General features: G+C 59.2%; 20 protein-coding genes, 3 tRNA genes and 1 pseudogene. 15 read left to right on the top strand and 9 right to left on the bottom strand.

Annotated features, from left to right (window positions below):
- Nucleotides 1–14: 14 nt before the first annotated feature.
- A complete protein-coding gene (locus ACLI1M_RS09980) occupies nucleotides 15–1175 on the bottom strand; it encodes an asparaginase (protein WP_248100185.1) in 1161 nt (386 codons plus the stop codon).
- A gap of 134 nt (nucleotides 1176–1309) precedes the next feature.
- Entirely contained in the window at nucleotides 1310–2320 is a 1011-nt protein-coding gene (locus tag ACLI1M_RS09975; RefSeq protein WP_248100187.1) for an acyl-CoA thioesterase, read from the bottom strand.
- 33 nt (nucleotides 2321–2353) lie between these two features.
- Here ACLI1M_RS09975 and ACLI1M_RS09970 point away from each other — a divergent pair, with 33 nt between their 5' ends.
- From ACLI1M_RS09970 to purM, 3 genes are read left to right on the top strand one after another with little or no spacing between them, the layout of a single operon-like run.
- The gene (locus tag ACLI1M_RS09970) at nucleotides 2354–2758 is read left to right on the top strand and encodes a sterol carrier family protein (protein WP_248100189.1); all 405 of its coding nucleotides are present in this window, start codon (nucleotides 2354–2356) and stop codon (nucleotides 2756–2758) included.
- Between the two features lie 10 nt (nucleotides 2759–2768).
- Nucleotides 2769–4265, top strand: a complete 1497-nt coding sequence (purF, locus tag ACLI1M_RS09965; RefSeq protein WP_248100191.1) for an amidophosphoribosyltransferase — start codon at nucleotides 2769–2771, stop codon at nucleotides 4263–4265.
- An 18-nt stretch (nucleotides 4266–4283) separates the two neighbouring features.
- A complete protein-coding gene (gene purM, locus ACLI1M_RS09960; RefSeq protein WP_248100193.1) occupies nucleotides 4284–5336 on the top strand; it encodes a phosphoribosylformylglycinamidine cyclo-ligase in 1053 nt (350 codons plus the stop codon).
- A gap of 86 nt (nucleotides 5337–5422) precedes the next feature.
- Here the strand turns inward: purM and ACLI1M_RS09955 are convergent, their stop codons facing one another.
- On the bottom strand, nucleotides 5423–5617 hold the full coding sequence (locus ACLI1M_RS09955) for a DUF3073 domain-containing protein (RefSeq protein WP_023019866.1): 195 nt from the start codon (nucleotides 5615–5617) through the stop codon (nucleotides 5423–5425).
- Nucleotides 5618–5757: 140 nt separating this feature from the next.
- Nucleotides 5758–6822, bottom strand: coding sequence for a YgfZ/GcvT domain-containing protein (locus tag ACLI1M_RS09950; protein WP_248100195.1), 1065 nt, complete (start codon nucleotides 6820–6822; stop codon nucleotides 5758–5760).
- Nucleotides 6823–6852: 30 nt separating this feature from the next.
- Between ACLI1M_RS09950 and ACLI1M_RS09945 the strand changes: the two genes are divergently transcribed.
- Nucleotides 6853–7716, top strand: coding sequence for an aminodeoxychorismate lyase (locus tag ACLI1M_RS09945; protein ID WP_248100197.1), 864 nt, complete (start codon nucleotides 6853–6855; stop codon nucleotides 7714–7716).
- Here the strand turns inward: ACLI1M_RS09945 and ACLI1M_RS09940 are convergent.
- Entirely contained in the window at nucleotides 7713–8408 is a 696-nt protein-coding gene (locus tag ACLI1M_RS09940) for an FABP family protein (RefSeq protein WP_248100198.1), read from the bottom strand. The genes ACLI1M_RS09945 and ACLI1M_RS09940 overlap by 4 nt on opposite strands.
- A gap of 53 nt (nucleotides 8409–8461) precedes the next feature.
- Here ACLI1M_RS09940 and ACLI1M_RS09935 point away from each other — a divergent pair, with 53 nt between their 5' ends.
- The gene (locus ACLI1M_RS09935) at nucleotides 8462–9499 is read left to right on the top strand and encodes a diacylglycerol/lipid kinase family protein (protein WP_248100200.1); all 1038 of its coding nucleotides are present in this window, start codon (nucleotides 8462–8464) and stop codon (nucleotides 9497–9499) included.
- Here ACLI1M_RS09935 and ACLI1M_RS09930 read toward each other — a convergent pair.
- On the bottom strand, nucleotides 9483–10310 hold the full coding sequence (locus tag ACLI1M_RS09930; protein WP_200288673.1) for a DUF2993 domain-containing protein: 828 nt from the start codon (nucleotides 10308–10310) through the stop codon (nucleotides 9483–9485). The genes ACLI1M_RS09935 and ACLI1M_RS09930 overlap by 17 nt on opposite strands.
- A gap of 33 nt (nucleotides 10311–10343) precedes the next feature.
- Here ACLI1M_RS09930 and mshD point away from each other — a divergent pair, with 33 nt between their 5' ends.
- The 5 genes from mshD to pstB all read left to right on the top strand — a co-directional run bounded on the left by mshD (nucleotide 10344) and on the right by pstB (nucleotide 15502).
- The gene (gene mshD / locus ACLI1M_RS09925; protein WP_411706550.1) at nucleotides 10344–11261 is read left to right on the top strand and encodes a mycothiol synthase; all 918 of its coding nucleotides are present in this window, start codon (nucleotides 10344–10346) and stop codon (nucleotides 11259–11261) included.
- A 214-nt stretch (nucleotides 11262–11475) separates the two neighbouring features.
- Nucleotides 11476–12579, top strand: coding sequence for a phosphate ABC transporter substrate-binding protein PstS (pstS, locus tag ACLI1M_RS09920; RefSeq protein WP_248100204.1), 1104 nt, complete (start codon nucleotides 11476–11478; stop codon nucleotides 12577–12579).
- Nucleotides 12580–12700: 121 nt separating this feature from the next.
- Entirely contained in the window at nucleotides 12701–13747 is a 1047-nt protein-coding gene (gene pstC, locus ACLI1M_RS09915) for a phosphate ABC transporter permease subunit PstC (protein WP_023019858.1), read from the top strand.
- A gap of 14 nt (nucleotides 13748–13761) precedes the next feature.
- Nucleotides 13762–14676 (top strand): phosphate ABC transporter permease PstA, encoded by a 915-nt coding sequence (gene pstA / locus ACLI1M_RS09910; protein WP_005325819.1) that lies wholly within the window; start codon nucleotides 13762–13764, stop codon nucleotides 14674–14676.
- 52 nt (nucleotides 14677–14728) lie between these two features.
- Nucleotides 14729–15502, top strand: a complete 774-nt coding sequence (pstB, locus tag ACLI1M_RS09905) for a phosphate ABC transporter ATP-binding protein PstB (protein ID WP_023019857.1) — start codon at nucleotides 14729–14731, stop codon at nucleotides 15500–15502.
- Between the two features lie 69 nt (nucleotides 15503–15571).
- On the opposite strand, the gene phoU is transcribed toward pstB, so the two are convergent.
- Nucleotides 15572–16300: a phosphate signaling complex protein PhoU gene (phoU, locus tag ACLI1M_RS09900; RefSeq protein ID WP_248100205.1), complete on the bottom strand. Its 729-nt coding sequence runs from the start codon at nucleotides 16298–16300 to the stop codon at nucleotides 15572–15574.
- Between the two features lie 101 nt (nucleotides 16301–16401).
- Nucleotides 16402–17548 (bottom strand): annotated as a pseudogene (gene dusB, locus ACLI1M_RS09895) (tRNA dihydrouridine synthase DusB).
- A gap of 191 nt (nucleotides 17549–17739) precedes the next feature.
- Between dusB and ACLI1M_RS09890 the strand changes: the two are divergent.
- Complete coding sequence (locus ACLI1M_RS09890) at nucleotides 17740–19242, top strand: acetyl-CoA hydrolase/transferase family protein (protein WP_248100209.1); 1503 nt, start codon at nucleotides 17740–17742, stop codon at nucleotides 19240–19242.
- Between the two features lie 108 nt (nucleotides 19243–19350).
- Nucleotides 19351–19423: transfer RNA gene (locus tag ACLI1M_RS09885), tRNA-Lys, on the top strand.
- A 31-nt stretch (nucleotides 19424–19454) separates the two neighbouring features.
- On the opposite strand, the gene ACLI1M_RS09880 is transcribed toward ACLI1M_RS09885, so the two are convergent.
- Nucleotides 19455–19787, bottom strand: a complete 333-nt coding sequence (locus ACLI1M_RS09880; RefSeq protein WP_023019853.1) for a metal-sensitive transcriptional regulator — start codon at nucleotides 19785–19787, stop codon at nucleotides 19455–19457.
- A gap of 82 nt (nucleotides 19788–19869) precedes the next feature.
- Between ACLI1M_RS09880 and ACLI1M_RS09875 the strand changes: the two genes are divergently transcribed.
- The 3 genes from ACLI1M_RS09875 (at nucleotide 19870) to ACLI1M_RS09865 (ending at nucleotide 20454) form a co-directional block, all read left to right on the top strand.
- Nucleotides 19870–19945: transfer RNA gene (locus ACLI1M_RS09875), tRNA-Glu, on the top strand.
- A gap of 35 nt (nucleotides 19946–19980) precedes the next feature.
- Nucleotides 19981–20054: transfer RNA gene (locus ACLI1M_RS09870), tRNA-Asp, on the top strand.
- 85 nt (nucleotides 20055–20139) lie between these two features.
- Nucleotides 20140–20454 (top strand): DUF4288 domain-containing protein, encoded by a 315-nt coding sequence (locus ACLI1M_RS09865; RefSeq protein ID WP_411706549.1) that lies wholly within the window; start codon nucleotides 20140–20142, stop codon nucleotides 20452–20454.
- The last annotated feature ends 7 nt before the right edge of the window (nucleotides 20455–20461 follow it).

Genomic DNA, 20461 nt, shown 5'->3' with positions numbered 1-20461 from the left:
TCCAAGGCGAGTGTTTATTCAGCGTGAGCGAAGAGATCCTCAGCATCGGTGCCGGTCGTAATCGCAGCGGCTAGCAGCATACGTGCTTGGGGCGCGCGCAGGGTGCCAGAGGAGATAACGCCGGCGTCGGCAAGCGTGGCACCGCCACCGGCTCCGCCGTAGATTCCCTCCACTGGGCCGTGGTCCACGCGGGTGGTGAGCACCACCGGAACCTTCTTGGCCGCGGCCTGAGCGGCCTGTGCTAGCTCGTCGCCGATATTGCCGGCGCCCATGCCCTCAATGACGATGCCTTCGGCGCCGCTGTCCAAGGAACGCTGGATGAGATCAGCCGGCGCACCGGGGTAGGCGGCGATAATATCGACGCGGGTATTGCCCAGTGGCTTAAACTTCAGAGCCTTCGGGCGCTGAGGCTGCTTCTCGCCATTGTTATTGGCAAAGCCATCGGCTTTGGACGTATCGGACTTGAAAGCGCCGCGGGCAGGAATGACCTGATCCGCAAAGGCGATAAACGTGCCGCGGCCCCTATTGGCGGGATCGGTGACGGTCTTCACCGCGAGCGCCAAGTTATCCGGGCCATCTGGATTCGGATCATCAAAGGGGCGCATTGCACCGGTTAAGGCCACCGGCTTCTCACTGTCTTGGAAGGTATCGACAGCGATGGCGGTCTCTTCCATGGAATCGGTGCCATGGGTTACCACAACACCATCGACGTCCTTGCGCTGCAGCTCCTTGTGTACGGCCGTGATAATGCTATCGGTATCGTCCAAGGTCATCGCGGAAGAATCCAGCTTAGCAATGTCTTTGACCTCTAACGTGAGTTTGTTGTTATCAAAGGTGCCAGAAAGCGGTTCCACCAACTTGGAGCCAGTAACGGTAGGCACCACCGCGCCAGTCTTATCGTGTGTGCTGGCGATAGTGCCGCCGGTAGAAAGGACCACCACGTGTCCCTCGGCGGTGGCGCGTGGGCCCTCGCTTTCCGTGGCGGAGGTTTCGGTTGCTTCTGTGGTCGCGGGCTCAGAACTGGTGGGGCTGTGCGAGGCGGAAGACTCGGGTGTGGTGGCCGAAGTTTCGTCCGCTGGGCGGTTATCCGGATTCTGGCAGGACGCCAAGAGGCAGGCCGAAGCTATCAGGGCAAGGCCGGTGCGTACCGACCGGCGCAAAGTTGGGGTGTGCATATTCCCTCGTTTCTGTGTGGATATAAGAGCAGACGGCAGGAAACCGTCGTCCGCGTATAAATCCATCTAAAGCATAAAGACGGGGTTGCCGCTGCCACTATGGACTTGCTAACACCGAAACGAGGGGAGAGCAGTTAATCGATGTGCTGATTTGTCGGCGCCACCACCAAAGGTTTTGGCGAGTACTTGGCGCGTAGCTCGCGCAGCACGGTGGCGTGCTCGGCCAAGCGCTTATCTTCCTCGGTACGCGGATGGAAGGGGCGGGCCACCTGTGGCTGACCATCATGATCGAGGGCGATATAGGCCACGGTGGCATGGATGGCGGTTTGCAAGTGCTCACGGCCGCCGCGGGGGTTGCCGGAGCGGACGTGGATGGACATCTGCATCGAGCGGGTATCGGTACGCATCATGCGGGCGTCGACCTCGATGAGGTCGCCGATGGAAATCGGGCGGTAGAAGCGGATGCCACCGGCATAGACAGCTACGGTGCGCTCGGCGGACCACTCCATGGTGCAGGCCGCACCGGCCTCATCGATCCATTGCATGGCGGTGCCGCCGTGGACCTTGCCGCCCCAGTTGACGTCGGTGGGCTTGGCTAGGAAGCGGTTGACCATGCGCGGGGCATCGGAAGGCCCGTCATAGGTTTGCTCTTCCATCTCCGCCTCGATGGCCTTGCGCAGCTCAATGCGGGACTTGGCTGCTTCTTCTACGCGGCACTGTTCATCGGTTTCCGGCACGAAGGGCGGCACCGGGGTGGACTTGCCAGTGGCAGGGTCCTTGGCTACGAAGATGACCAGGCAATCGCAGGCGCGAGTGAAGATGCCTTCGCGCGGGTCAGCCGAAAGCACCTCATTGACGATGTGCATGGAAGACCGGCCGGTCATGGCGATGCGCGAGCGTACCTCCACGATGTGCCCGGAGGGGATCGGCCGAGTGAAATGGATATGGCCCACGTATGCGGTCACGCAGTATTGGCCGGACCACTGCACGGCGCAGGCATAGGCGGCCTTATCAATCCATTCCAGGACGCGTCCGCCGCTGATGCCGGGGGCGCCGGCCATGGTGACGTCGGTTGGCGATGCCATAAAGCGCAGCGTCAGCGCCGGCGATTTCTGATTTTCCGCAACGGAAGGCGTAGGTGACATAAACAACAAGATAACAGTAGTTATGATGTAGCTATGAAAAAGCCCGTCGATCCCGCTGCCACCCGCGCGGCCGTCATGGCCATCAAAGACTGGATTGCCGCCCCGGCGGAGCATGATAAGCCAGGTAGGACCCTGCTTGCCGACGCCGTCCGGCGCACCGCTCGCACCCTCGAAGCCGACGCGCCGGGTCACTCCGTGGAGCTGCGCGTACCCCCATTTGTTGCGGTGCAATGCATTGAGGGACCCCGCCATACCCGCGGCACCCCACCCAATGTGGTGGAGACTGATCCGGAAACCTGGCTGCGCCTTGCCACCGGATTGGCGGACTGGGAGGAGGCCGTAAGTACTGGTCGCGTGGATGCTTCTGGCTCCCGCGCGGGCGAAATCGCGCAGTGGTTGCCGCTCATTCCGTTAGTTTCCGGCGGCGCGACAGGCTAAACTCAACGCCGTGGTAGAAGTACATACTCCTAGTATCACCAATCTTGACGATCACAATGAGCAGGAGCCCCGCGAAGAGTGCGGCGTCTACGGCGTTTGGGCTCCCGGGGAGGAAGTCTCCAAGCTAACCTACTTTGGGCTCTTCGCCCTGCAACACCGCGGCCAGGAGGCCGCCGGCATCGCGGTGGGCGATGATGACCGCATCGTCGTATTCAAAGACATGGGCCTGGTGGCCAATATCTTTGATGAATCCACCCTGTCTGCCCTGCAAGGAAACGTAGCGGTGGGGCACACGCGCTATTCCACCGCCGGCGGCAAGGAATGGTCCAACGTGCAGCCCATGTTTTCTACCTCCTCCACCGGGGTAGACATTGCCCTTGGGCACAACGGCAATCTGGTCAACTACCTGGAGCTGCGCGAGGAGGCCGTGCAACGCGGCCTCATCAAGCCGCACGAGGAATCCGTTTCTGACTCCATGTGCTTGTCCATGCTGCTTGCCGACGGCGTGGATGAAGACACCTCCGTCTTCGACTCCGCCCGCGATCTGCTCCCGCGCGTTAAGGGCGCTTTCTGCCTGACCTTTACCGATGGGCACACCATGTACGCCGCCCGCGACCCGCACGGCGTGCGCCCGCTTGTCCTTGGCCGCCTGGCCAAGGGCTGGGTCGTGGCCTCCGAAACCTGTGCGCTCGATATCTGCGGCGCCCAGTTCATCCGCGAGATTGAACCCGGTGAGCTCGTCGCCATCGATGAGGCTGGCATCCGATCCGTGAACTTCGCGCCGGCAAAGCGCCACGGTTGCGTCTTCGAATACGTCTACTTGGCCCGCCCGGATAGCGATATCAAGGGCCGTTCCGTCAACGCCTCCCGTGTGGATATTGGCCGCCGCTTGGCCCGCGAATACCCCGCGGAGGGCGCGGACCTCGTCATCCCAGTACCCGAATCCGGTAATCCAGCCGCCGTAGGCTATGCCCGCGAATCGGGAATCACCTTCGCCCACGGTTTGGTCAAAAACGCCTATGTAGGTCGCACCTTCATCCAGCCCACCCAGACCCTGCGCCAGCTGGGCATCCGCTTGAAGCTCAACCCGCTGCGCGAGGTCATCAACGGCAAGAAGCTCGTCGTGGTGGATGATTCCATCGTTCGCGGCAATACCCAGCGCGCTCTCATCCGCATGCTGCGCGAGGCCGGCGCCGCTGAGGTGCACGTGCGCATCGCCTCCCCGCCGGTGAAGTGGCCGTGCTTCTACGGCATTGACTTCGCCTCCCCAGGCGAGCTGATTGCCAATGCCAGCCCCTCCGACGATCCGGAAACCGTTTGCGCCACTATCTGCGACACCATCGGCGCCGATTCCCTGGGCTTTGTCTCCGTTGAGGAGATGGTGGCCGCCACCGAGCAGCCCCGGTCCGAGCTGTGCACCGCTTGCTTCACGGGCGAGTACCCGCTCGGCCTGCCCGCCGGAAACTCCAATGCAGACGCCGTGCGCACCTTGCTCGGCACCAAATAACAAAGGACTTTTGAAACCATGAGTGACAATACCTACGCCGCAGCCGGCGTCAGCATCGAAGAGGGCGACCGCGCCGTTGAGCTTTTCGCCCCGCACGCCAAGCGCGCCACCCGCCCCGAGGTCCTTGGCGGCCTCGGCGGCTTTGCCGGCCTGTTTAAGCTCGGCGATTATAAGGAGCCCATCTTGGCCGCGGGTTCCGATGGCGTTGGCACCAAGCTGGCCGTGGCCCAGGCCATGGACAAGCACGAGACCATCGGCATCGACTTGGTCGCCATGTGCGTCGATGATCTCGTCGTCTGCGGCGCGGAGCCGCTTTTCTTGCAGGACTATATTGCCGTGGGCAAGGTCGTGCCGGAAAAGGTGGCCGAGGTAGTCAAGGGCATCGCCGAGGGGTGTGTGCAGGCCGGTGCCGCGCTATTGGGCGGCGAGACCGCCGAACACCCCGGCATGATGGAAGAAAATGAATACGATGTCTCCGCCACCGCGGTGGGCGTCGTTGAGGCTGATGGCGTGCTCGGCCCCGATAAGGTCCGTGATGGCGACGTGCTCATCGCCATGGGGTCTTCCGGCTTGCACTCCAATGGCTACTCTTTGGCCCGCCACGTCCTTTTGGAGCAGGCTGGCATGCCTCTCGACGGCCACGTGGAGGAACTCGGCCGTCCCCTCGGAGAGGAACTGCTGGAGCCTACCCGCATCTACGCCAAGGACTGCCTGGCTTTGGCCAGTGAGTGCTCTGTATCCACCTTCTGCCACGTCACCGGCGGTGGGCTGGCCGGCAACCTCGAGCGCGTCATCCCGGAAGGCCTAGCCGCCGATATTAACCGCGCTTCGTGGACCCCGGGTCAGATTTTCAAGCTCATTTCCTCAGTGGGCAAGGTGGAGCTGGCTGAGATGGAGAAGACCTTCAATATGGGCGTGGGTATGATTGCCGTGGTCAACCCTGAAGACCGCGACCGCGCCCTAGCGATGCTTACTGCGCGCCACATCGATGCGTGGGAGCTGGGCACCGTTCGCTCCGCGTCTGGCGAAGAGCCGCGCGTGCTCATGCACGGCGAGCACCCAAATTTCTAAAAGTGTCTTGTCCCGCTAGGGGAGGGCATGAGGAAGGGCCCTAGGAAATCCTAGGGCCCTTGAACTATCCGGCGGCGAGCGGAAGATTAGCGTTCGTCGCGGTCGTCATCCCATTCATCGACGTAGTCGGCGTATGGGTCATCCTCTTCATAATCGCGGGAGTCACCCTCTTGCTGTGCGGCGAGTTCCCGTTGTAGGGACTCGATATCCATCTCGGGTGAGTTGTACTTGAGCTGGCGTGCAACTTTGGTCTGCTTTGCCTTTGCGCGTCCGCGTCCCATGTGCATGACCCCCTTGGGTTAGTAGGGCGCGCCAGGGATTCTTGGGCGCCCCATCGACTTGTCTATTGAGTATCTTCCTGTAAGACACAATAGCCTGTGTGACGAAAAAATTCCGCACCGCCCCCTAGCTAGTGGGAGATCTAACGTCCGCGCAGCCGGTTTACCGCCTCACGTCCGGCCTTGGGGCCCTCATCTTCGGGGATGGAAGAAGGATCGATAGAAGCCGCCGTATCGCCCACCTCTAGGGTGCCGGCGTCCAGCGCAGAGCGCTTCACGAGGCCTAGGGCAATGGGGCCAAAATCGCAGTCATCCACGATCGTGCCGATGCGGCCTACCTTACGTCCATTGAAAGTAATGTCATCGCCCACATTCGGCCGTTGCGGGGCTGAGCCGTCGAGGTGTAGCTGCACCAATAGGCGAGGAGAGCGGCCGAGGTTTTCCACGCGCGCTACCGTTTCCTGACCGCGGTAACAGCCCTTATTGAGGTGGACGTGGGCCGGATTATCTGCGCTACGGCTAATCCACTGCGGTACCTCGTGGGGGATGGATTTATTATCTAGATCCGCTGCCAGCTCCGGCTCACGGGCCCGCACACGCTCGGCGGTAAACGCCATAAGCCCGGCCAGTCGCGCGCCGGATTCCTCCAAGAGCTTCGTTGCCTCAACCAAGGATTCGCGCGGAACTCCCAGGTCAACGCGATTGATTCCGGTCCACTGAACCTGGCGGGAAAACTCCACCATGGGTGGTAGGGGAATATCGGTTTCACCCAGGAGGGTGAGGATGGCGATATCAGCCTCCTCTACGGTGACCTCGGACCAAAAGATCATCATGGTGAGGAACTTGAAAAGGGAGTCGAATTGGGCCGCGGGGACGTCGATAAGAAAGGCGTCTTCGGTGCGGACGATATCCATGTGGTGGAGGATATGTCCTTGGATGTCTAGGTCAAGGGCACCGGCGCTAAAGCCCACGGGGGCGGTATCCAGCTTTTGCGAAAGCAAATTATTAAGAAACTCGGCGGCGTCCTTGCCGCTGACACGGATGACGCGGCGTTGGGAACGGTCGATGACTATGGTGCCGCCATCGGCAGCTCGTTGCTCACCCAGCGGATTGCCATAGTGCCAGGCCACGCCTTGGGCATCGAGTACGGTTGCGTCCTGGTGCTCCGCGGCACCGGCGCGCTGCAAAAGAGGCGAAGAATAACTCACAACTACCGATGGTAGGGCATAATCAAAACTATGAAGTTCTCGCCGCGAAAAGAGCCGGTCATCTACGTTGTGGAGCCCTTTGGAGGGTCGGTACGCAGGCATATGCCCACGCTGCCTCTCGTCTACGCGGATGATGCCGCGGTCACCCGCGGCGATGGCATTTTTGAGTCCTTGCTCGTACGCGGAGGAAAAGCCGCTAACCTGCAGCGGCACGCGCAACGCTTCTGCGATTCGGCGCGCACCATGAATCTGCCGGAACCACCCATGGAGAAGTGGGAAGAAGCCACGCGCCTTGCAATTGCGGATTTCTGCGGGGATGAGACAGGGGATGCTAAATGCACCTGGACCTATACCCGCGGACGCGCCTCCACGGGGCGGCCGAGCGCTTGGGTCGTGGTGCAGCCCATCGAGGAGAAGGTCTTAGAACAGCGCGCGCACGGCGTAGCCGTCATGACCAGCCCGCGCCTGTGGCACGTAGCGGAGGAATTACCCGCCAAGACGCTCAACTATGCGGCCACGATGGCGATGCTGCGCATGGCGCGAGATAAGGGCTTTGAGGATCTCATCCTCACCGATCCGGACACCGGAGAAATCCTCGAGGGCGCAACCTCGACCGTGGTGGCCGTCAAGGGAGAGAAACTGCGCACCGCCGCCGGCCGCGGCATCCTTCCCGGAACCACGCAGGCGGCCCTTTTCGCCCACGCCACTAAAGAGGGCTATCGCTGCAAAGCCAAGCCGCTCACCGTGGAGTATCTGGAAAAGGCGGACTCAGTGTGGCTGGTGTCCTCGGTGCGCGTTGCCGCCCGAGTCACCCGGCTTAATGACAAAAAATTAAAGGCCCCGGATAACGTGGACGTTATCCGCGACCTTATTGATAAAGCGCTAGGGGACTAGCCAGCGATACGGGTGAGCTCCGCGGACATGTAGGGGCGCATTTCCCCATCAACCATGCGCTCGTCTACCCAGCCCAGGTTGTTATTGGGCATCAGGCCGTACATGCGCTTGCCCGGCCCCAGGTTTTTCGGTCCGGTTTCGGTGACCATGGTGGAGGCGGACTCCAGCTGCCATGCGCGGTCATTGAACGGCTCGCCGTAGAAGATTTCCACAATGCCGTTTGAAGAGGTGTAAGTGACCTCGATTTCATCCTTTTCAGAAATGCGCCAGAAGCCGGTCTCGCGCACGGAGGGGCCTTCCGGCTTGCCCTCGGTATCAATCTTCCAGGTACGGGAGCTAAACGTGAGGTAATTCTCGCCATCGTGGGCGATGACCAGCTGCTGGCCAAAGGTATATTCCTGGCCCTGCGTATCGTGTGCCTGGCCCTCGCCTTGCCAGACGCCCACGAGGGGGAGCAGTCCTAGCAGGCCGTCGTGCAGCGATGGGCCCTGGCGCAGGTTAGCGGTATCGTCCGGTACCGGGGTATCGCCCAGCTCGAGAGCGGGGATATTGCGGCTAGCGGCGTCTTTCCACTGCTCGGCGGCCTGGTTCACGGCATCGTTGCCGTTGAGCTTTCCCGGATCATTTTCCGGGTGGGAAGCCGCGGTGGTTTCGATGCTTTCGGGAGTGGTTTCATTTTTATTTTCGCTCATGGGCGTCCAGCCTAGTCGTGAACCCGCCTATTTAACTACTAGACTTGGGCCTCGTGCATGCATTGATGATCTCGAATCCCAACTCGACCTCACAAACCAACGCCCTTTTCCGCCAAATCGTTCCTTGCCTACAAGCGGTGGAGGGGCTGCGCCTGAAGGTGCAATTTACGCACCACCCCGGCCACGCCGAAGAGATGGTCAAGGGAATGACCAGGGATGACTATGACGTCATTATCGCTGTAGGCGGAGATGGGACCGTCAACGAGGTAGTCAACGGGCTCCTCGGCCCGGCCGATGGGCAGCGCCCCGACCCCCACTCCATCCCCGCGCTGGCCGTAATTCCTACCGGGTCTGCCAATGTTTTCGTGCGCGCTCTAGGTTTTCCCAATACTCCGGTGGAAGCCACTCACGTATTGGCGCGCATGCTGGAGCGCAACCTCCGTCGCACCATTTACCTGGGCACGTGGAACGATCGCTGGTTTGCCGTCAATGCCGGCTTCGGCTTGGATGCGGATGTTTTGGCGCGCGTGGACCGGGCGCGCGAGCAAGGATTTTCTGCCACTCCACTGCGCTATCTCAATGTTGCCATTCGGGCGTGGAGCCGCGCGCGGAAGAATCCACCGCATATTGCGGTTAAGGCCGAATCCAGCACCGGCGAGCAGCTGCGCAAAGACGATGTGCCGCTCATGTTTACCTCCAATACCAACCCGTGGACCTTCCTAGGCCCTCTGCCGGTTGTGACCAATCCGCGCAATTCTTTTGATGAGGGCCTTGCTCTTTTTGGCCTGGAGGAGTTTAGCGGACTTGGCGGCGTCGTCGGCCTGCTGCACCTCTTTGGTGCCGATAAACGTGGATGGCTCAATAAGCTGACCAGAGAAAAGACGGTGGCCTTCGATGATGCCATGCGCGTCGAACTGGTCTGCCGCGAACCGCAGCGCTTCCAGGCCGACGGGGAATCTGAGGGGCGCTTCGATGCCGTTACCTTAGCCTCCGTGAAGGAAGCCATCGAGGTATTCGCCCCGCAGGATAGGAGAGAAGTCCATAAGCGCACGATGAAGGAAGTGCTCCGGGACTTTATCCGCCTGCGCTAGCCTGCGGCGCAGGTCCCACCCGGTGCTTGGTGTCGGCGGCTTTCTTTTCTGCCTCTTCCACGGCCTTTTGCTCCGAGCCTTCAATCTCCAGAGGAGAGAGTTGGGCCAGCTGCACCTTGATATTGCGGCGCTGTATTTCGAAGGAGATGGTGCCGCCCTGCATTTTTACCGCGGTAGCCTGGGCCGGAAGCGGAAGCTGGCGAGTATCAAAGTTGAGGGAAAAGGCCTTTTGCAGGCGCTCGTCATCGGTGTCATAGACCTGCATGCGAAACTCCGGCCCGACTAAGCGGAGGGTGACTTTGGCGGTGGACTTGTGAGTATCGCCAGGCAGGGTGCCTGTCAGCTCAGCTTCCGCGGAGGTGCCACCGGAAGGGGAGATATCGTCTGGGTTGGCAATGGATAGATCGGTAATTCCCAGCAGGCGGCCCAACGCCACCCCGTCTAAGGAAATGCCGCGCGAGTAGGTAGAAACAGGCGCGCCCTCAATATCGCCGTTCATTACTTGTTCTGGGGTCACTGTAATATCGCGCAGTACGGTCGAAGCATTGACCATTCCCAGCTTGGGCACCTCCACGTCGAGCGCCTTGACCTCCAAATAGGGAATTTCCTTCGAGGCCGCAGCCCACACGTAGGGGGTGCCACCGATAAAGACATCTGGCGTATTTTCCAGCCGTGAATTGGCTTTTACGGCCTGTGCCACCTTGTGTTCCGTGTGCATAGCCACGCAGGCATCCGCCACCCAGGCCGCAATGAATACGCACACCACGAGGAGGATGTGTACGATGCGCCGGTCAATTCTTAGAACACTCACCCCTTCATTCTTACCTTACGTATTCTGGGGTCTATGACTAGCAATGCCTTTAGTATCACGGAAGAAAACCTGCCGGACTCCCCGGAGCTGGCGAGCCGCCTAGAAGAGCTTGCTGAGCAGGCCGAACGTGTGGATGGAATGGCGCCCCTTTCAGAGCAGTTCCTTAATGGCCTCACTGATTCCCGCCTGCAGCATCGCCACTTGGTGGCGTGGGTAGATAAGAAGCCGTGCGGCGTGGCTGGGCTGGATGGTTCCACCGCCGAGCTATTTATCGCCCCGGATTTCCGCGGACAGGGCTATGGGGCTTTGCTTTGCGACGCCGCCGCGGAAACCCCCAATCTCCAGGCCTGGGCCCACGGGAACCTGCCGGCCGCACAGGCCCTGGCACACTCCCGAGGTCTGCAGGTCACCCGTAAGCTAGTGGTTATGGGTATTGGGGGAGAAGAGCTCGCTGCTGTCGCCCGTCCCGAGGACGTGCCTTTGACGGCGCTCAATTACTCCGAGTCGGTAGCAAAATGGGGGCAGGAGTTTGTGGAGGAGCAGTGGCTCAAGGCAAATAATGAGGCTTTTTCCTGGCACCCTGAGCAAGGTGGCCGGGATATAGATCGCCTGCACCGCGGCATGGAGGCGGATTGGTTTGATCCCGCTGACCTGCTCTTCTTGTGGGATACGGCAGGAGATCCGGTCCTAGCCGGCTTCCACTGGACCAAATGGCATGCGGAGGAAGCCCCGGGATTCGGTGAGGTCTACGTGGTGGGCTTGGCTGCGGACTATCGCGGCAAGAAATTGGGTGGACCGCTGCTGCAGATTGGTCTGCGTCGCATGGTGGAAAAGGGCGCTCAGCGGGTAATTCTTTATGTGGAAGCGGACAATGATCCGGCGCTGAAAGCATATGAGCGCCTGGGCTTTAAAGTTGATGAAGAACACGTCGTATGGGGTGTATGTGATTAAAGTCATGGGGTGAGCCGTGTTTGTTCACTCAGCGTTCACCTATTGGCACCCTTTTGGTCAGATCCTGCGGATAGCTTTACACCTTGTGAGTTAACCGCACCTGCGCACCTGCATCTCGCCCCAGAAAGCGAAGCGGGATGCGGGAAATATCTCTCTAGGAGATGCGGTTTCCTCGGACAATCAATCTCTGATCTGCACCGGAAAGGGTTTTCCCGTGATTCGCAACTTCAAGCGCACCGCCGCAATCTTCGGCATCGTAGCCGCAACCTCTACCGCTCTCGTAGCTTGCTCTGAGGAGTCTGGCTCCTCCTCCGATTCCGCTGGCGGCGAGGACGTCTCCGGCGAGCTCGTCGGAGACGGCGCCTCCTCCCAGCAAAACGCAATGTCTTACTTCCAGACCGCGTTCTCTGAGGATCACCCAGACGCTTCCCTGTCCTACAACGCTTCCGGTTCCGGCGCCGGCGTTGAGGCCTTCACCAACGGCCAGGCTGACTTCGCTGGTTCTGACTCCGCCCTGAAGGAAGACGAGGGCGAGGTTGAGGCTGCCGCTAAGCGTTGCGACGGCAACGAGGCATGGCACCTGCCAACCACCATCGGCCCGGTTGCAATCGCCTACAACCTGGGTGACACCGAGATCAACCTTTCCACCAAGACCCTGGGCAAGATCTTCAAGGGCGAAATCAAGAAGTGGAACGACAAGGCTATCGCCGCTGACAACGAGGGCACCGACCTGCCGGACAAGGACATCACCGTCATCTTCCGTTCCGACGAGTCCGGTACCTCCGCAAACTTCCAGAAGTTCCTGAAGGCCGCTACGGGCGACTGGGACTCCGAGGGCAAGCAGTTCCCGGATACCGTTGGCGAGGGTGCGAACGGTTCCTCCGGCGTTGCTGACCAGGTTGCAAGCATCGACGGTGCTATCACCTACGTCGAGGCTGGCTTCGCAGACCAGAAGGAAGGCGAGGGCGTTAAGAAGGCCAAGATTGACTTCGGCCACGGCCCAGTTGAGCTCTCCACCGAGTCCGTCAACAAGGCTCTGGAAAACCTGGAGTTCAAGAAGACCGACTCCGAGCACAACATGGTTGTTGACTCTGAGGCACTGTTCTCCTCCGATAACGAGGGTGCATACCCGCTCATCCTGACCACCTACAACATCGTCTGCTCCAAGGGCTACGATGAGGAGACCTCCAAGCTGGTCAAGTCCTTCTTCACCACCGTCCTGGATCACCAGGACGACCAGCTGGCTGAGCAAGGCTTCATCCCGGTTGAGGGTGCTCACCTGGACAAGCTGAAGGCTGCTGTTGACGCTTTGCAGTAAGCGCTAAAGCTGTAAAAGCTTAATACCTCCCGCCCCCACTGCCGCACACGATTCGCGCTTTGGGGGCGCAGGTATGTAACGATATTTTCCATTTTCAACGCTGAAAAGGATTAACAGTCTCATGGCAGACAATAATCTCACCACGGCTCCAGAGCAGGCGGACGCGAATATCACCGCTGCCGAGCGAGTCTCCACCAGCGGACACGAAGAGGTAGCTACCACCAGCTCCAATAGCGGAGTAAAGCGCCCAGGCGATCGTGTCTTTGAGTTCCTGTCCACTGCTTCGGCAACACTTATTACCGTCATGATTGCGGCTATTGCCGCCTTCCTGCTGTGGCGTGCAGTTCCCGCCCTGGGAGTCAACGACGGCGGCATCTTGGGCTTCTTTACCTATGGTGGCCGTTGGGAGACCACCGATACTTCTGCGATGAAGTTCGGTATCCCGACCATGTTCGGTACCACCGTCCTTATCTCCGTCTTCGCCCTCCTGCTGGCTATGCCGGTGGCCCTGGCCATTGCCATCTTCCTGTCCAACTACGCGCCTGCCCGCTTGGTCAAACCTCTCGGCTTCCTGGTGGACATGCTCGCTGCGGTTCCTTCCATTGTTTATGGTCTGTGGGGCTGGCAGGTTCTCGGCCCAGCGCTATCCGGCTTCTATTCCTGGATGGAGTCTTGGGCCGGTGGCTTCTTCCTCTTCCATGTCTTCGATAACTCGCCCTCTTTTGCTACCGGCCGCAACTTGTTTACCGGTGGCATCGTGCTCGCCGTGATGATTCTGCCGATCATCGCGGCCACCGCCCGCGAGGTCTTCGTGCAGACCCCTCCAGGCCAGGTGGAATCCGCCCTGGCGCTGGGCGCTACCCGTTGGGAAGTTATCCGCATGACCGTGCTGCCATTCGGCATGTCCGGCTATATCGCAGGCTCCATGCTCGGCCTGGGCCGTGCGCTGGGTGAGACCATGGCGCTGTACATGGTCGTCTCCCCGCTGATTGACTTCCGCTTCTCGCTTTTCGATGGCGGCACGACCTTCGCCACGGCCATCGCCCTGGCATCCGCCGAGTTCGGTAACGAGATGCGCGCTGGTGCCTACATCGCCGCCGGCCTCATGCTGTTCTTGCTGACCTTCGTGGTCAACGCAATTGCCCGCGCCATCGTGAAGAAGAAGTAAGGAGGGGAGGATCAATGACTACGACAACTAATGCCAAGCCTGCCTCCCAAGGCGGCGCGACATTCCTGGACATCTCCGGCTCCCGCAAGATGACCAATAACATCGCCACTGCAGTGGTCTGGGGCGCAATGATTTTGGCTATGGTCCCGCTGGTGTGGGTTCTGTGGGAACTCATCGCCCGCGGTAGTGGGGTAATCCTCAACCCTGAGTGGTGGACCGCCTCCCAGCGCGGCATCATGAATAGCTCGGCTGGCGGCGGTGCTGCCCACGCAATCGTGGGTACTTTCGTGCAAACCATTTTGGCTTCCGTCATCTCCATTCCCATCGGCATCTTCACCGCTATTTACCTGGTGGAGTACTCCAAGGGTGGATGGCTTGGCCGCATCACTACCTTCATGGTGGACATCCTGTCCGGTGTGCCTTCCATCGTCGCAGCCCTGTTCATCTTCGCCATGTGGATTACCCTCTTCGGCTTCGGCCGCTCCGGCTTCGCCGTGGCGCTGTCCCTGGTACTGCTGATGATTCCGATTGTGGTGCGCAATACCGAAGAGATGCTGCGCGTGGTCCCAATGGACTTGCGTGAGGCGTCCTACGCGCTCGGTGTACCAAAATGGAAGACCATCGCCCGTATCGTTCTGCCTACCGCCCTGTCCGGCATTGTCACCGGCATCATGCTGGCGATTGCCCGCGTGATGGGTGAGTCCTCGCCGGTGCTGGTCTTGGTTGGTTCCTCCTCCGTCATCAATTGGGACGCTTTCAAGGGATCTCAGTCCTCGCTCCCGTTGATGATGCTGGATATGTACAAGGCCGGCGCTCAGCCAGCCGTGCTGGACAAGCTTTGGGGTGCAGCTTTGACGCTGGTTATCCTCATCGCCGTCCTCAATATTGCGGCCCGCATCGTGTCCGCAAAGTTCTCGGTTAAGAAGTAAAACGCCGTAACACTCGATTCCGCCATACACTTGCTAGAGGAGAAACTCCCAAATGTCTAAGCTCGCGCTCAATGACGTGAACATTTTCTACGGCGACTTCCACGCCGTGCAGAACGTGAATATGCAGATCCCGGCCCAGGCCGTGACCGCATTCATCGGCCCTTCCGGCTGCGGTAAGTCCACCGTGCTGCGCACCATCAACCGTATGCACGAGGTCATTCCCGGCGCCTCGGTAAAGGGTGAAATCCTGCTCGATGGCACCAATATCTACGGACCAAAGGTTGACCCAGTATCCGTACGCAACACCATCGGCATGGTCTTCCAGAAGGCTAACCCGTTCCCCACGATGTCCATTGAGGACAATGTCGTGGCTGGCCTCAAGCTTTCCGGTGAGAAGAACAAGAAGAAGCTCAAGGAAGTCGCGGAGAAGTCCCTGCGCGGCGCCAACCTGTGGGACGAGGTCAAGGACCGCCTGGACAAGCCGGGCGGCGGCCTTTCCGGTGGTCAGCAGCAGCGTCTGTGCATCGCCCGCGCCATCGCCGTGGAGCCAGAGGTGCTGCTCATGGACGAGCCTTGTTCCGCCCTAGACCCGATTTCCACCCTCGCCGTGGAGGACCTTATCCACGAGCTGAAGGAGAACTTCACCATCGTCATCGTGACCCACAATATGCAGCAGGCAGCCCGTGTGTCCGATAAGACCGGCTTCTTCTCCCTGGAAGCAACCGGCAAGCCGGGTCACCTGGTGGAGTTCGATGACACCACCAAGATCTTCGAGAATCCTTCCCAGAAGGAGACCGAGGATTATATCTCTGGCCGCTTTGGCTAAAGAGTAGAGAGATTGTCCGAGAAAACGGGCCGGTTCATTCGAACCGGCCCGTTTCTTAGTTTTTATTCCTTAGCGGCGGAACTGACGCTCCAGCTCGGCCATACGGGCCTCGAACTCCGCGTCCTTCTTGCTCTCTTCTAGCTTCTTGGCATAGTCGTGGGGCAGCAGCCCAGTGATCAAGTAGATAATGTGGCCGGCAACCGAAACGCAGTGGTCGGCATAGCGCTCGTAATAGCGCGTAATCTGCGAGGTCTCCACTGCCTCTCGGACGGATCCTTCCCACTCGCGCTGGGTCAGGAGGCGCAAAAGATGAGAGTTGATATCGTCCACGGCGTCGTCATCGGCGCGAAGGTTCACGGATAGATCCGCGTCGGGAGTAACGAGAATACTGTGCAGCACAGAACCCATCTCTTCAGTGAGACGGTACAGCTCCTCAAAGTAGCCCATGTAGTTCGCAGGCACCACGGGATCGGGGTGGCGGCGGCGTGCGGAATCCGCGATGTGTTGGGCAAGCTTTCCCATTCGGTAGAGGTCTTCCACGATATAGATGGAAGAGACAACTTGGCGGAGATCCTGCGCCATGGGGTTTTCTAATGCTAAAAGTTTTACGGCGCGCTCCGAGCATCGAGTGCGGATCTCATCGAGCTCCTCAGTCATAGTGAGAGCTTCTTCGGCAGATTCCAAAACGCCCTGGATTAGCGCCTGTGAGGCCTTATCCATGATGGTGCGCACGGTATCGCACATGACGATGAGGTCATGGGAGAAGTTGTCTAAGTGTTCCCTGTAGGCAGCACGCATGCCAGAAATAATAGCGAAAACTTTCCATTCCCGCGCAACTTAAGTGGAAGATAAATGCACGATACCTATATACCCCAGGGTGCTCTGATGCCCTAATAAGGTTAACCGCCGGAGTTCATAATATCTGCGGCGACGGGAACGCATTCATCCTCCGGATCGTCGAGCCAGCCATCTGGCAATGCCACCTTGGAAGGCGAACCTTGGCGGCCTCGGGCACCGTCGGCATCGGCAGCCAAGGCGTCGGAATCTGCCCATGGGCCAAGGAGCTTCTCGCAGTGCGTCGAGGGAATCCACCTTGGCCAAGCCCGCGCGTACTTGGCCGCCGACTGGGAAGCCGCGCAGGTACCAGCCAATGTGTTTGCGAATGTCGCGGGAAGCATTATCCTCGCCATCGTGCTCTGCGAGTAGCTCTGCGTGGCGGAGAATAACCTGGGTAACCTCACCCAGGGTGGGCTCAGCTGGGATGGACTCGCCGCGAAGGGCAGCGCCGAGCTCCGCAAAGAGCCACGGGCGGCCGAGGCAGCCGCGCCCGACCTGCACGCCGTCGCAACCGGTCTGTTCCATCATGCGGCGCGCATCCTCGGCGCGGAAGATATCGCCGTTGCCCAAAACCGGGACTCCAGTGTCTGCTAGGTGCTCTTTTAGTCGGGCGATCTCGTCCCACCGTGCTTCACCGGAATAGCGCTGGGCGGCGGTACGGCCATGCAAGGTAACGGCGGCGGCGCCGGATTCGACGGCGATGCGCCCCGCATCAAGATGCGTATGGTGTTCATCGTCAATGCCTACGCGCATCTTTACCGTTACTGGGATGTCGGTGCCCTCAGTAGCTTTGACGGCGGCGGAGACAATATTGCCAAAGAGGCGTCGCTTATAAGGCAAAGCGGATCCACCGCCGCGACGGGTCACCTTGGGAACCGGGCAGCCAAAGTTCATATCAATGTGGTCCGCCAAGTTCTCGTCCACGATCATCTTTGCTGCCTTGTAAGTATATTCCGGATCCACCGCATAAATCTGCAGTGATCGGGGATCCTCCTGCGGAGCAAAGGTTGTCATGTGCAGCGTCTTTTCATTGCGCTCTACTAGCGCGCGGGCGGTGACCATCTCACAGACGTAGAGGCCGGAAACCGTGCCAGTGCGCGCCAATTCCTGCTCGCGGCACAACGTGCGGAAAGCAACGTTGGTTACCCCCGCCATCGGGGCGAGGATGACGGGGGAGGAGAGATCGTAGTGTCCAATGCGCAAATTCACGCCCCAATTGTGCTAGTTGACGGGCCAAAATAGCAACTAGGGCCACAGTGGTGGCGTTCCTTATTTCCGTTTTATGGGGTGGGGGTCACACAAATGTGGTGGAAATCTTGCAAAGATTCGCTAATGTGGTCTGTGTAACTAATTAGGACGGCCGTTATTTTGGCTAGTCTCTCGATGAAGGAGGATTACCCTTGTCCGAAAGAATCGCGTATGCCCCGTTTCAGAAGCTCGTAGTTTCGGCAGAAGAGGCTGCTCAGCACGTAAACCACGGTGATCGCGTAGGCATTTCCGGCTTTACCGGCGCTGGCTACCCTAAGGGCCTGCCTACCGCCATTGCAGAAAAGGCCAAGGCCCTGCACGAAAAGGGCGAGGAATTTAAGATCGATGTCTTCTCTGGTGCCTCTACTGCTCCGGATTGCGATGGCGTCCTCGCGGAAGCTGAGGCGATTCGCTTCCGCTCTCCTTATAACTCCGATCCCACCTTGCGTAAGCAGTTCAATGACGGAACCGCGCTCTACCAGGACATTCACCTGTCTCACTCTGGCCAGCAAGTAGAGGAGGGGTTCTACGGTGATTTCCATGTAGCCATCATCGAGGCTGTGCGCATCACCGAGGAAGGCCACGTCGTCCCGTCCTCCGCCGTGGGCAATAACCTCGAATACATTGAGGCTGCGGATAAGATCATCATCGAGATTAATGAGTGGCAGTCCATCAACCTCGAGGGCATGCACGATATCTACCGCATCGAAAAGCTGCCGAACCGTCAGCCTATCCCTATCACCAAGCCGGGTGACCGCATCGGTACCACCTACATGGAGGTGCCGGAGGAGAAGGTGGTCGCAGTGGTCAAGACCGATGCCCCCGACCGCAACGCGCCGTTTAAGGAGCCGGACGAGATCTCGGAAAAGATCGCTGCAAACTTCATCGAGTTCCTTGAGGGTGAGGTGGCTGCCGGCCGCCTTGAGTATGACAAGTTCATCATGCAGTCCGGCGTGGGCAACGTGCCAAATGCCGTGATGGCTGGCCTCCTGGATTCCAAGTTTGAAAATATCCAGGCCTACACCGAGGTTATCCAGGATGGCATGCTTGATCTAATTGACGCCGGCAAGATGACCATGGCCTCTGCTACCTCCTTTGCCCTTTCCCCGGAGTATGCCGAGAAGATGAACGCGGAGGCAGAGCGCTACCGCAAGCACATCATTCTTCGCCCACAGCAGGTCTCCAATCACCCAGAGGTCATTCGCCGCGTTGGCCTGATTTCTTCCAATGGCATGATTGAGGCCGATATTTACGGCAATATCAACTCCACCAACGTCTCCGGCTCCCGAATCATGAACGGCACCGGTGGCTCGGGTGACTTCACCCGCAACGCCTATATCTCCACCTTCGTCTCGCCGTCCGTGGCCAAGGATGGCGCCATTTCCGCGCTGGTTCCTTTCGTGTCTCACACAGACCACACCGAGCACGACACCATGGTCATCATTACCGAGTATGGAGTAGCTGACCTGCGCGGACTGGCTCCGAAGGAGCGCGTGGAGAAGGTTATCTCTGTCGCTCACCCGGACTACCGTCCGCTGCTGGAGGACTACTTCAAGCGTGCCAAGGAAAACAAGTTCCAGCACACCCCGCACGATTTGAAGACCGCCTTCGACTTCCAGGTGAACTTCATGGAAAAGGGCGATATGCGCGGCTAATCTAACTGTGTCCTGGCGGGCGCTCAGCGGTGAGCTGGGCGCCTTTCGCTTGCCGACGCCCCCTAATTAGGACTTTGCAAATGTCGCAAGCTAAGATGTAACGACGTTGGGCCTTTAGCTCAGTTGGTAGAGCTACGGACTTTTAATCCGCAGGTCGTGGGTTCGATCCCCACAGGGCCCACAACGGGAGCCACCTTATCGGGTGGCTCCTTTTAGTTTTTCACCATCTTCTTGATAGCGCGCATAGCCTCTTCTAGCTTCTCCGTGGCCACTTCGCCGTCCTCGGCGGCAGCACCGGCCACGCAGTGCTCGATATGGTCTTCTAGGAGCGCGAGTGAGACATTTTCTAGCGCTGACTTCACGGCCGAAATCTGGGTAATAATGTCAATGCAATACTGGTCTTCCTCGATCATGCGATGGATGCCGCGTGTTTGGCCCTCAATACGTTTGAGCCGTGCGAGGTAGCGATCTTTACTTTGTGAATCTGCGTTATATCCGTGCACGTGCGGCTCGTGACAGGAGCACGTTTGATGCTGGTCAGACATGGTTCCTAATCTTTCTGGGGGAGCGATTTTGTAACTAGGTGAGGTCTCCAGTATATTTCTAGAAGTCGCCATAGCGCGACGGGCCCCCATCGTCTAGCGGCCTAGGACACTGCCCTTTCACGGCAGCGGCACGGGTTCGAATCCCGTTGGGGGTACCAACACGGAAGTGTTGGTACGAATTTAATATTCGATTGGCCTTGTGGCGCAGTTGGTTAGCGCGCCGCCCTGTCACGGCGGAGGTCGCGGGTTCAAGTCCCGTCAAGGTCGCAGAAAGAGCAGCAATCGTTTCTACGATTGCTGCTTTTTGTTTTGGTACGCTGGCGCTAACTAAGGAATTAGGAGAGTCAGCACTGTGGAACCATACGTAGGGATTGTCGTCTTTGAGCTCGTGTCGCAGGATTCGGAGCTTAGGAATTTCTACCGGGAAGACTTCTTCCTCGTCTACGCAGATTCTGAGGAGGAGGCGCACCGCAAGGTTGCTAACCGAGCTCACGAGCAAGAGTATGAAGAGCTGAAGTTGCGCCACATTGTAGATGTTGCTCCGGCCCTGTATGGCTATGTGGACCGAGATTGCGACCTTTACTCGCGACACTTTGCCGCACTGGAAGACTATGAGCGCTTTGAGATGAAATTAGGAGGAAGCGATCCCCTTCAGGCTCCCGAATAGTGTTATG

The organism is Corynebacterium sp. LaCa54 (assembly GCF_046717495.1).
Taxonomy (GTDB): domain Bacteria; phylum Actinomycetota; class Actinomycetes; order Mycobacteriales; family Mycobacteriaceae; genus Corynebacterium; species Corynebacterium kefirresidentii.
This window is presented reverse-complemented; position numbering and strand designations above follow the sequence as displayed.